Annotated in this window: 9 protein-coding genes; all 9 read left to right on the top strand. The window is 49.1% G+C overall.

Annotated features, from left to right (window positions below):
- Window positions 1-3 precede the first annotated feature (3 nt).
- The 9 genes from tssF to tssA are packed head-to-tail and all read left to right on the top strand — an operon-like array spanning window position 4 to window position 11590.
- Window positions 4-1842 (top strand): type VI secretion system baseplate subunit TssF, encoded by a 1839-nt coding sequence (gene tssF / locus AB1E22_RS01170; protein ID WP_367593694.1) that lies wholly within the window; start codon window positions 4-6, stop codon window positions 1840-1842.
- Window positions 1806-2843 (top strand): type VI secretion system baseplate subunit TssG, encoded by a 1038-nt coding sequence (gene tssG / locus AB1E22_RS01175; RefSeq protein ID WP_367593695.1) that lies wholly within the window; start codon window positions 1806-1808, stop codon window positions 2841-2843. The genes tssF and tssG overlap by 37 nt, the downstream gene beginning before the upstream one ends.
- A 27-nt stretch (window positions 2844-2870) precedes the next feature.
- Window positions 2871-4199 (top strand): type VI secretion system-associated FHA domain protein TagH, encoded by a 1329-nt coding sequence (tagH, locus tag AB1E22_RS01180; RefSeq protein ID WP_367593696.1) that lies wholly within the window; start codon window positions 2871-2873, stop codon window positions 4197-4199.
- The gene (tssJ, locus tag AB1E22_RS01185; RefSeq protein ID WP_367593697.1) at window positions 4196-4729 is read left to right on the top strand and encodes a type VI secretion system lipoprotein TssJ; all 534 of its coding nucleotides are present in this window, start codon (window positions 4196-4198) and stop codon (window positions 4727-4729) included. Before tagH ends, tssJ begins: the two co-directional genes overlap by 4 nt.
- 2 nt (window positions 4730-4731) lie before the next feature.
- Entirely contained in the window at window positions 4732-6075 is a 1344-nt protein-coding gene (gene tssK / locus AB1E22_RS01190; RefSeq protein WP_367597297.1) for a type VI secretion system baseplate subunit TssK, read from the top strand.
- 3 nt (window positions 6076-6078) lie between these two features.
- On the top strand, window positions 6079-6834 hold the full coding sequence (icmH, locus tag AB1E22_RS01195) for a type IVB secretion system protein IcmH/DotU (protein ID WP_367593698.1): 756 nt from the start codon (window positions 6079-6081) through the stop codon (window positions 6832-6834).
- Window positions 6835-6850: 16 nt separating this feature from the next.
- Window positions 6851-9493, top strand: a complete 2643-nt coding sequence (gene tssH, locus AB1E22_RS01200) for a type VI secretion system ATPase TssH (RefSeq protein WP_367593699.1) — start codon at window positions 6851-6853, stop codon at window positions 9491-9493.
- Window positions 9493-10167 carry a type VI secretion system-associated protein VasI gene (vasI, locus tag AB1E22_RS01205; protein WP_367593700.1) on the top strand — a complete coding sequence of 225 codons (675 nt, stop codon included), beginning with the start codon at window positions 9493-9495 and terminating at the stop codon, window positions 10165-10167. The genes tssH and vasI overlap by 1 nt, the downstream gene beginning before the upstream one ends.
- 10 nt (window positions 10168-10177) lie before the next feature.
- Entirely contained in the window at window positions 10178-11590 is a 1413-nt protein-coding gene (gene tssA, locus AB1E22_RS01210) for a type VI secretion system protein TssA (RefSeq protein WP_367593701.1), read from the top strand.
- Window position 11591 lies beyond the last annotated feature (1 nt).

Below are 11591 nucleotides of genomic sequence, written 5' to 3' on the forward strand. Positions count from 1 at the left end.
ATTATGTCATTTGAGGAAAGATATTTTCGTGAAGAGCTGGATTATTTACGCCAGTCAGGGAAACTACTGGCGAAAGAAAAACCGCACCTAGCCCCCTTCCTGGCAGAAAAAGAAGCCGATCCGGACGTTGAACGTTTGTTAGAGGGGTTTGCTTTTTTATCTGGAAATCTACGATCCAGGATTGAAGATGAATTTCCTGAACTGACCCACAGTCTTTTAAATATGCTGTGGCCTAATTACTTGCGTCCAACACCAAGCATGACGGTAATTGAATATACCCCCAATACCAAGGCTGTTACGACTGCATTTTTAGTCGCCAGGGGCGAGCAGGTTATGAGCCCGTCAGGTGAAGTCACCGGAATCATGGTGGGTAAAGACTCTGCTGACCCCATCCCTTCGTGCCATTTCACTCTGAGCCGCGATGTCTGGTTATTACCTCTGAGTGTTGAGAATGTCACAACTAACAACAGCCATAAACACGGTATCGTCGAAGTTTCTTTTAATACCAATAAAAAACTGGATCTCAGCACGTTAGAGTTTGACAAGTTACGTTTATGGCTCGGTAATGACGATAATTATACCCGTTACCAACTTTACTTGTGGCTCTGTGAATATATGACCGAAGCCGAGCTCGTCGTTGGTGAAAAAAGTTTTAATTTACCCGATTTTAGGTTGGCACCGGTTGGTTTTGAAAAGCAGGATGCTTTGCTACCCTACCCTAAAAATGTTTATAGCGGCTATCGCATATTACAAGAATATCTTTGTTTTCTTGATAGTTTTTTCTTTTTCGATATTAAAGGCATTCATTCTCTCCCCGAACAAACATTTGCGGAGAAATTTACGCTTCGTCTGCATTTTTCTCGCCCATTACCACCCGATCTTAAACTACGTCAGGACTCTATCCGGCTATATTGCACACCCGCAGTTAACCTCTTTAAACAGGATGCAGAGACAATAGTACTCGACAATACTTCTACAGAATATTTGTTAGAAGCTAATCATCGTCTCTCCGAGTGTTACGATATTTTTTGCGTCAATCAAGTGGATAGTGGCTGGAATTTTGATGAAAATCGACGGGTTGGGGTCGAAGAAGCAATTACGCGTAACTATGTCTCCTTTGAAAGCTTCGAACATCAAGTGGAGTTTGCCCGGCAACGTGAAGCGCTTTATTACCGGGTAAAAGCAAAAACAGCCCTCACTTATAATGGGCTTGAGCATTATATTTCATTTGTCCATGGCGATGGTTCACTGCCTGAAAGGCACTATAATGGTAATGACAAAGAGGTTGTATCGGTTTCCTTAACGTGCACCAATCGGGAATTACCTGCGCAGCTAAAAACCGGAGATATTCATCTCGCGATGGGTACTGAACCTGCGGTGACTGCATTTCGCAATGTTACGCGCCCCTCATTGCCATTGTATCCCATTCTGGATGGCAGCCTGCATTGGTCATTGCTGTCAAATATGAGTCTTAATTATCTGTCCTTGCTCGATATCGAAGCACTTAAACAGGTATTAAGAACCTACGATCTACCTGGAATTCAGCATCCCCAATCAGCCCGTTTATCACAACAAAAACTGGATGCCATTGAGCAACTTGAAACACGACCAGTAGACCACTTGTTTAAAGGAGTGCCGGTCCGGGGATTGGCTACCACACTTTATATTCGACAGGGGCCTTTTGTTTGCGAAGGTGAACTTTATTTACTGGGAACAGTGCTTTCACACTTCTTTTCACTGTATGCCAGTGTAAATAGTTTTCACGAATTGAAAGTGATCAACATCGATAATCAGGAGTGCTATGAATGGCCGGAAAGAATAGGTCAGCACGCGCTGATTTAACGATGAATAATCCCTTTCACGATGTCTGCCGCTATAATTTTTATGCTCTTGTTGAAGCAATTTATAAGCAGACAGAAAATTATCAGGTTATTTCTCTACAAACTGAGCCGATTGATGAAGCGCTCCGTTTTGAGGCCGATGCCAGCATTGCTTTTCCCAAAAGCGATGTAAGTACCCTTGTAAAAAATAAAGCCGGTCAGTTCGTGATGACCACGACTTTTCTGGGTCTGCATGGCAGCCAGTCCCCCCTGCCAGGATACTACCTCGATAATCTGGCCTGGGGTGCCGCGCAAGGTGAAACAAAACTGGGCGATTTTCTCGATATGTTTACCCATCGCTGGACGCAGTTTATCTATCACATTTGGCGCAAATACCGTTATTACGTCTGTTTTCGTAACGGTGGTACTGATGCCTTTTCCCAGAGAATGTATTCCCTTGTGGGATTGGGCAGCGAAAGCATTCGCAGCCGACTGGTGATTAATCACAGCAAAATGCTGGCCTATGCGGGAGCGCTTGCTAATCCAGGCCGTTCTTCTGAAGTCATATGCAGTTTGGTTTCCCACTGCTTTGACCTTGAGGACGTCACGTTGCATGGCTGGCAACTTCGTAAAGTGGATATCGAATCCGAGCAGCAAAACCGTTTAGGCCAACGGGTGATGCGTGGCAGCAACAAATTTATCGAAAAATCGGTGCTGGGTGAAAATTTCTCAATCGGTAGCCGCATTCCTGATCGAAGCGGAAAATTCCTTTTATGCATCAATAACCTAACCAGAGATCGTTTTCTTTCTTTTTTACCTAACGGTATAAATTTCCTGCCGTTAACCCTCTTCGTTGCTTTTATTTTACGCGACCAATTTGCCTGGGATCTGCGGTTAGGAATAGCCCCCCAGCAGGTTGGCGGTATGACGCTGGGCAACGAACAAAATTCACTTCTGGGATGGACGAGCTTTCTCGGAAAACCGAATCAGTATCCTCACGTAACAATCACCGTGAGAACGTAATCAGAGTATTAAAAAACGGAGCGCAGTATGGCAGAGGATAAACAGCAGCAGCCATCACTCTCATTACAGATTATGAATGGTAATGAACTGGAAAGTGGCCGGGCAGCAAAATGCCTGTTTACGGAGGAAGGCGGGGACATTGGGCATGGCAATACATGCTATTGGTCTATCCAGGATAACCAGCAAAGCATAGAAGAAAAATCCTGTTCCATTGTCCTACAAGACGGTGCATTTTGCCTACAAAGTCATACCCGACATTTAGAGGTAAATCAGGCTCCCGTGGTGCTTAATTCGGGTTTTCTTCGCCTGCGCCAGGGAGACGAAATTAGTATCGGCTCTTTGCGTATCAAAGCACAGTTTCATCTCGGTGAGGCCGTGGATTATGAGCTGCAAAATGCCACCCCTGAAACCATAGTCATGAACCGCGACCGGCTAACAGAAACCTTGCTGACTACAGAAGGTCAACCGAGCTATCAGAACTCATTACCCTTTCAGAGCATTGCTCCGTCAGTGGTGAATAGCTTTTCCCAGGATCCTCTGGCAGCCCTACAAAAAGAGAGTCTGACCACTCATCACGCGTCATTTTCGGCCTTTGATGAACCCTCGCTGATGCAATACACCCATCGAGTTCAACCTGAAGCGCCTGATTCAGATGTAGTCGCCAAAGGTGGCATCGACAATCATTTTATGGATTTACCGGATATCCAGCAGCGTCATGGTGACCGTGACGAAAAGTCGTACCGCGAGCGCGAAGCCACATTTAAATACACGCATATTGCTGTATCGCCGCTGATGCGTGGCTTGGGCTGCGCCCTGCCATTACATAATTCGCAAGATGCTGATGATTTTCTTGAAGAAATCGGTCGCACATTACAGGCAACGGTAAAGGGCCTACTGGATCTGCAGTACCAACAAAATAGCCTGTCAGATAAGCATCTACGCCCATTAGAAGATAATCCGCTACGCCTGAATCTGAACTATGAAACAGCCCTAAGCGTGCTATTTGCCGATCAAAAAAGCCCGGTACATTTGTCAGCCCCTGCGGCGGTATCTGAAAGCCTACGCAATATGAAACTGCATAACCAGGCAAACGAAACCGCGATTATTGAGGCATTGCGCATGATGCTTGAGGCATTCTCTCCTGCCCAGTTAATGACGCGCTTTTCCCAGTATCGCCGCAGCAATGAACAGCGTCAGGAGATGGATGAGGCCTGGGCGTGGCGCATGTACTGCAACTATTACGACGAACTGGCCTCCAGCCGACAACTGGGCTTCGAGAAATTATTCAACGAAGTTTACGCCCAGGTTTATGACCGCGTATTACGCCAGTCGAATCTGGAGTTGGATGCACTATGACGTTGCGACTACTCCTCCCAATGGCGCTGGTATGCCTGATGGCTGGAACGCTTAGTGGATGCGAAATGGTCAAAAAAGTGGGCCAGGTGATCGCTAATCCGAGCATCAAAGTGGGCGATAGCGTTGATCAACCGTCGGAGATTGCCATCACGCTGTTAACTGAGCCGGATACTAACCCTAACGAAAGCGGTGACGCTTCGCCAGTTAGTATTCAGCTCATTTATATGAGCGAAGACTCAAAGCTGCGGAATGCGGATTTTGACCTTATTACCAGTACCAAACTCGATGAAGCCTTGGGTAAAAATTATATCGATCACCAGGATTTCACTCTACTGCCCGACACAATGAAAACACTGCCGCTGATAAAAATGGATCCTGCGATCCGTTATATCGGCGTGGTGGCTTATTTTTCTGACGATCAGACCACCGAATGGAAAGCAATAACGTCTGTTGAAAAAATCGGACATCACTATCGCCTGCTGGTACACGTTCGCGACAGCAGTATCGAATTAAAAAAAGAGGATCAATGATCGTGGCAACCATGAAAAATAAGGTTATCTGGCAGGAAGGTTTATTTATTAAACCTCAGCATTTCCAGCAGCTACAACGTCATAATGATTATGTGCTGCAGAATCGCTTGCAGGCGATGAGCAATATTAATTGGGGATTTACCGATCTGGATATTGATGAAACCCAGCTCGCGCATGGCAAAATCAGTATTAATAAAGCCATCGGCTGTTTATCCGATGGCACTGTTTTCAATATTCCCGATCAAGATGTCATTCCTGCCCCCTTGCTGGTAAACGATCTTAAAAATTCAGCCAGCCGGGATATTTACCTGGCCCTGCCTATTATCAGCGACGTTATTAATGAAGTCGAAGGTATGCACAGCGCCGGGCAAAGTTCAGGTCGCTACAGAATTAACTACAGCGATGTTCGTGATTTACACACCAACGAAGGGGATGCCAGTACGCTTGCTCTTGGGCAGTTGCTCCCCCGTCTGATGAGCGGCGCTGAAGATCTTAGCGCCTGGGTCACGATCCCCCTGTGCCGGATTAGAGAACGCCATGCAAACGGTATACTGGAACTGGATCCTGAATTTATCCCCAGCAGCATGACCATTCACGCAAGCCGTACCCTGGCCCGATACCTGAGCGAAGTCACCGCCGCCGTCGCCAACCGTGCACAGGAGCTGGCAAAACGAATTGGGGCCCCTTCTCAGCAAGGTATCGCTGACGTTGCCGAATTTATGATGTTGCAGATGTTTAACCGCAACCAGACAAAATTCACCCATCGCACATCGCTGGGCAGACTCCATCCCGAAACGTTTTATCTGGATTTAATCTCATTGTATGGCGAGCTGGTGACCTTTACTGAAGACAGCCGTCTGGTGGGAAAATTACCGCTTTATCAGCAGGAAAATCTTACCGAGACATTCAACCAGTTGATGCTTCCGTTGCGTAAAGCGTTGAGTACAGTACTGGCACCTCGGGCAATGAATCTGCCATTCAACTATATGGATGGGATTTATGTCGCCACACTCAGTGACAACTCACTGCTGCAAACCGCGACCTTTGTACTGGCGGTGAAATCGCAAATACCACACGAAATCCTGCATCGTCAGTTTATTCAGCAATCCAAAATCAGCTCTGTGGACAAAATCCGCAACGTGGTGAGCGTTCAAGTGCCGGGGGTACAGCTTATCCAGCTCTCCACCGCCCCGCGTCAGATCCCTTATCACGCCAACTATGTCTACTTCACGCTCGACAAAAATAGCCCTGCATGGGCAGAGATTGTCCGTCACAACGGCATCGCCTTGCACGTATCCGGCAATTTCCCGGAACTGGATCTCCAGCTTTGGGCAATCAGAGGATAACGCATGAGCGAGATCTCAACGACCTTTGTGGATGAGAGCCACGATGAAAGCCATCGCCAGTACAAACTGGCCCTGCGTGGCAACAGCCTGAACGTAATGATAGATGCGGCAACCCCCCTGCTGGGTATGGTGCTGCGCCTGAAAACCATGAGTAGCCGTGGACTGCCAGAGCACCTTTTTGGCCAGGTCGTGACCGACATCCGCGCTATCGAACAACTGCTTCAGAACCATGGCTACGAGCCCGGAACGATCATTTCCTTTCGTTATGTGCTTTGCACATTTATCGACGAAGCGGCGCTGGGTCAGGGCTGGTCGAACAAAAATGAATGGATAAAGCAGTCTCTGCTGGTGCATTTCCATAATGAAACCTGGGGCGGGGAAAAGATTTACATCCTGCTGGAAAGACTGATGGGTGAACCCAAGCGCTACCAGGATCTGCTGGAGTTTTTGTATTTGTGCTTCTCACTTGGTTTCCGGGGTCGCTACAAAGTCACTACCCAGAACAACGACGAGTTTGAACATATCTTCCGTCGCCTGCATCACGTCCTGAATAAGTTGCGTGGAGACGGTGAATTTCCGCTCCTGCACCAGGACAAGAAAAATCAGCATGGTTTTTACCGGCTGGCACAGCGTCTGACGATTAAACATCTGCTCACCGGCGGCCTCGCCATTCTACTGGCGACTTACTTGTTTTACGTGCTGCGGCTAAATGCGCAAACCCAGGACATTTTGCAGCAACTAAACAGCTTGCTGAGATAACAATAAGGATATTTCTATGATCCAGATTGACTTACCCACTCTGGTTAACCGCCTGAATATTTTGTCCAAACAGTCGCTTGAGATGGCTGCCGCAGAATGTATCAGCCAACAAGCTACAGAAATCACCGTGGCACATGTGCTGTTGCAGATGCTTGCGACGCCGCGTAGCGATGCACGCATTATCATCGAACAATCAGGGATTGATATCGGGCAATTGCGCGATGCATTAACGCTTGTGGATGAAAACAGAGTGCGCACGGTCGAAAGCTATCCGAGCTTCTCACCGCTGTTGGTCGAATGGCTCAAAGATGCCTGGCTGTTAGCTTCAGCGGAAATGCAACTGACGCAATTGCGCGGCGGCATTTTACTGCTGGCCCTGCTGCACACCCCATTACGTTATGTGTCCCCAGCCGCAGCGCAGTTACTGATGCAGATTAACCGCGATCTCCTGCGTCTGAATTTTGCCTCGGCGACCAAAGACTCTGCTGAATCCGTCACCTTGGATGAAAACAGCAAAGCGCCGACCTTGCATAATGGAGAAGAAAGCCTACTCGCCCGCTATTCCAGCAACGTGACGGAAGATGCCCGCAACGGAAAACTTGACCCCGTGCTATGCCGCGACAATGAAATCGACCTGATGATCGATATTCTTTGCCGCCGTCGTAAAAATAACCCCATTGTGGTGGGTGAAGCAGGCGTCGGGAAAAGTGCACTCATCGAAGGCCTGGCCTTGCGCATCGTTGCCGGTCAGGTGCCAGAAAAACTGCTGAATACCGAACTGGTCACGCTCGATTTAGGAGCCCTTCAGGCTGGTGCTTCCGTTAAAGGCGAATTCGAAAAGCGCTTTAAAGGGATCATGGAGGAAGTTCGCCAGTCTGCCACTCCGGTGATTTTGTTTATTGATGAAGCTCATACGCTGATAGGTGCAGGAAATCAGCAGGGAGGGCTGGACATTTCTAATCTGCTGAAACCTGCCCTTGCGCGCGGCGAGCTCAAAACCATTGCTGCTACTACGTGGAGCGAATACAAAAAGTATTTTGAAAAAGACGCCGCACTTTCCCGACGCTTCCAGCCGGTAAAAGTCACCGAGCCCACCGCCGCCGAGGCGACAATTATTCTGCGTGGCCTGGCAACCGTGTATGAATTAGCGCACGGCGTATTAATTGATGATGGAGCTTTACAGGCTGCCGCAACACTTAGCGACCGCTATCTTTCTGGCCGCCAGCTTCCCGATAAAGCCATTGACGTTCTTGATACCGCCTGTGCGCGCGTGGCCATTAATCTCTCTTCGCCACCTCGTCAAATCTCGGCGCTCACCACAGCCAGCCATCAGTATCAGGCAGAAATTCGCCAGCTTGAACGCGAATTACACATCGGCCTGCATCAAAATGATGCGCGCCTGCATGAACTGCATCAGTTGTATGAAGAAAACAGTGTAAAACTTAACGAACTCGACACCTGCTGGCACCACCAGCGTGAGCTGGTGCAAAAAATCATCGCCCTACGCCATGAAATGCTGGCTCAGGATGAAAACAATACCGCGCTAATACCCGAGCAGCGTGAAAAATTACGGGCACTAATGGATGAGCTGGAACTCTTGCATCAGACAAGAATGCTGGTTTCTCCGCACGTTGATAAGCGCCAGATAGCCTCGGTTATTGCGGAATGGACAGGCGTGCCCCTGAATCGTTTATCACAAAGTGAAATGGCGCTGATTACCGAGTTACCGGTCTGGCTGGGTGACAAAATTAAGGGCCAGGAACTGGCTATCGCCCATTTGCACAAACATTTGCTGACCGCGAGAGCGGATCTGCGCCGCCCTGGTCGACCGTTAGGCGCATTTTTATTGGCTGGCCCAAGCGGTGTGGGGAAAACAGAAACGGTACTTCAACTGGCCGAATTGCTATTTGGTGGCCGCCAGTATCTCACCACCATTAACATGTCTGAATTCCAGGAGAAGCACACTGTTTCTCGCCTGATCGGCTCACCGCCAGGCTATGTCGGTTACGGTGAAGGAGGGGTGCTGACTGAGGCCATTCGTCAAAAACCGTACTCTGTCGTGCTACTGGACGAAGTGGAAAAAGCTCACCCGGATGTGCTGAATCTGTTTTACCAGGCTTTCGATAAAGGCGAAATGGCGGATGGTGAAGGCCGACTGATCGACTGTAAAAACGTCGTGTTTTTCCTCACGTCTAACCTCGGTTATCAAGTCATCGTCGAGCAGGCGGAAAACCCGGAGCGCCTGCACGAAGAACTGTATCCAGTGCTGGCCGATTTCTTCAAACCTGCCCTGCTGGCACGCATGGAAATCATCCCTTTCCTGCCACTATCCAAAGAGACGCTGGTCACCATTATCGCCGCGAAACTGGCAAGACTCGTGACGTTACTGAAAAGTCGGTTTGGTGCCGAAACCGTTATTACGCCAGAAGTGAGCGACGAAATAATGCTCCGTGTAACGCGAGCTGAAAATGGCGCGCGCATGCTGGAATCGGTCATTGATGGCGAGGTTTTACCCCCGTTATCACTCCTGCTGCTGCAAAAAATGGCTGCCGGTGCCGAAATAAAACATGTGCATTTGAGCGTTGATGAGCATCGTTTCACAGCAGAGATTTCCTCTGATGAAGCAGAAATTGCACTCGCTAAGGCGCAGGACGCGTGATGAAGGGATCAATACTGGTCAGCATGGTGCTGACCTTATTACCGATGACGGCGCTCTGCGCCGCCAAACAACCCGATGCGGCAACGCTAAAGGCATTAATCAATTGCCGCACCGAGCCTGCATCACTGGTGCGTCTCGATTGCTATGACCACGTGCTGGCCCCGCAGTATCCGGGTTTTGCAGGTGCGTTAATCAAAGCCCAAAAACAGGGAGAAGCCTGGTTACGTGCTTTTAATCAGGAAGCTGAGCGTGACGATCACTCCACCAATTTTTTGATCAGGCGAACAGAAGGTGAACATCCGTCGGTGATCGTCACAACCCCCGCCTTGGGGAATGTCCCCCCTCGTCCGGTACTGATGATTAGCTGCATTGATAACATCACCAGGATGCAAATCGCCTTACCAGAGCCGCTAAAAAACGAGCCCGATCTGACGATTAGCACGGAAAAGACCCGTTTTAATGTCCGCTGGTTCCTGCGCGAAAACGACTCACTGTTGGAGTCCAGCCGCGGTTTAGCCGGCATAGACGAAATTAAACAACTCTTTGGTGCGAAAACACTGACGGTCAGCCTCAATTCGCCCACGGGTGCGCCTGGCAATTCACTGACGTTTGCCATTGACGCCCTGGAAAAAACGCTTGAGCCCATGCGGGTAGCTTGCCACTGGGCGGGCTAACGCTAAAGGAATGAACATGGATATTTCGACACCTGAGGCATGGTTCAGCCATGTCCTTGAACCCTTATCGGAAGAGAAAACGCATTCTGCGCTGAGCGATTCAAACAGTGACTGGGAGTACATCGACAGCGAAATGGTCAAGCTGGGTTCGCTCACTCACGCACAGCTTGATATTGCCGAAATTCAGAAGCGAACCCTGAAACTCTTAGCATGCGAAAGCAAAGATTTCCGGCTAATTGTGCACCTGCTGCGTACTTTGCAACATGCGGGGAAAGCAGAAGAATTGTTGTTGGCGGCAAAACTCCTGACCCAGTACCTCGAACATTACTGGACACGAGCGTGGCCACAAAAAGAGGCGCATAAAGTTCGTTTTGCGCAGCAAATTATTAAGCGTTTTGAGACTGCAGTCGTCAGCTTTACCAATGAGTCAAACCAGAGCGAACGCGATGCACTCCTGGGCGAATTTGCTCATCTTTCACAGGTTTGGTTGAAAAATGGCAGTGCGCAACTTGCCGCCGCCGTCGATGCATTATTCGCGCTTTATCAGCACCATTTTCTGGAACCCATTGCAGAACTGCCACCAGGTGCCCCACAAACTCCAGGCATAGCGGCATCAGACAAAGCCACAACATTGCCTTTCGTGCCAACTATAGCTGTGGAAAATCATGACGATAAAGCCTGGCGGCAGACGTTACTAAAAGTGGCTGAATTACTGTGTGAACTTCATCCGCAATCCACCATAGGGTTCCGACTTCGGCGCCATGCTGTGTGGCACACTATCACCACTGCACCTCAGGCTGAAACGGACGGCAGAACGCAGTTGGCCGCGTTTTCAGCCGATTTGCTGGAGGATTATCAGACCAGGTTTGCCAGTGCAAACGGCGAACTGTGGGAACAGGTCGAAAAAAGTATTTTACTGGCGCCCTACTGGTTTGATGGCCATCACCTTTCAGCACGAATTGCGCTGCAACTGGGGTATTCCGATAGCGCTGAAGCGATACGCGATGAACTTAACGCGTTTTTAAACCGCATTCCGGCGTTGAGAACCCTACTGTTTAACGACCACACCCCATATCTGTCAGAAACGACGCAACGCTGGCTGGACGTCAGCTCAGCAAAAAACGCGTCCAGCTCATCTCTCAATAGCGATAGTGATACGCAAAATATCTGGATGCACTTTAACGAACAGGGACTGGCCCCTGCGCTACAGCTACTGGACCAGTATCAGCAGCAGAACCGCGAACCACGACAACAATTTTACCGGCAATATTTCGGAGCCCAACTCCTTGAACAGGCTGGCATGACCGCTTTGGCACAAAGCCAATACAAAACGCTGCGACAGACAGCAAGCCAGATAACGTTGCCAGATTGGGAACCCGCCTTGCTTGAGCAATTAGAAGAAAAAATCACGACGGAACAGTGAT

It is taken from the genome of Buttiauxella gaviniae (genome assembly GCF_040786275.1).
Classification (GTDB): Bacteria; Pseudomonadota; Gammaproteobacteria; order Enterobacterales; family Enterobacteriaceae; genus Buttiauxella; species Buttiauxella gaviniae_A.

Bases quoted from the DNA above. Each gene is read 5' to 3' on its own strand.
- tssH (WP_367593699.1), top strand. From the start codon at position 6,851: ATGATCCAGATTGACTTACCCACTCTGGTTAACCGCCTGAATATTTTG.
- tssF (WP_367593694.1), top strand. From the start codon at position 4: ATGTCATTTGAGGAAAGATATTTTCGTGAAGAGCTGGATTATTTACGC.
- tssA (WP_367593701.1), top strand. From the start codon at position 10,178: ATGAACATGGATATTTCGACACCTGAGGCATGGTTCAGCCATGTCCTT.
- icmH (WP_367593698.1), top strand. From the start codon at position 6,079: ATGAGCGAGATCTCAACGACCTTTGTGGATGAGAGCCACGATGAAAGC.
- tagH (WP_367593696.1), top strand. From the start codon at position 2,871: ATGGCAGAGGATAAACAGCAGCAGCCATCACTCTCATTACAGATTATG.
- vasI (WP_367593700.1), top strand. From the start codon at position 9,493: ATGAAGGGATCAATACTGGTCAGCATGGTGCTGACCTTATTACCGATG.
- tssJ (WP_367593697.1), top strand. From the start codon at position 4,196: ATGACGTTGCGACTACTCCTCCCAATGGCGCTGGTATGCCTGATGGCT.
- tssG (WP_367593695.1), top strand. From the start codon at position 1,806: ATGGCCGGAAAGAATAGGTCAGCACGCGCTGATTTAACGATGAATAAT.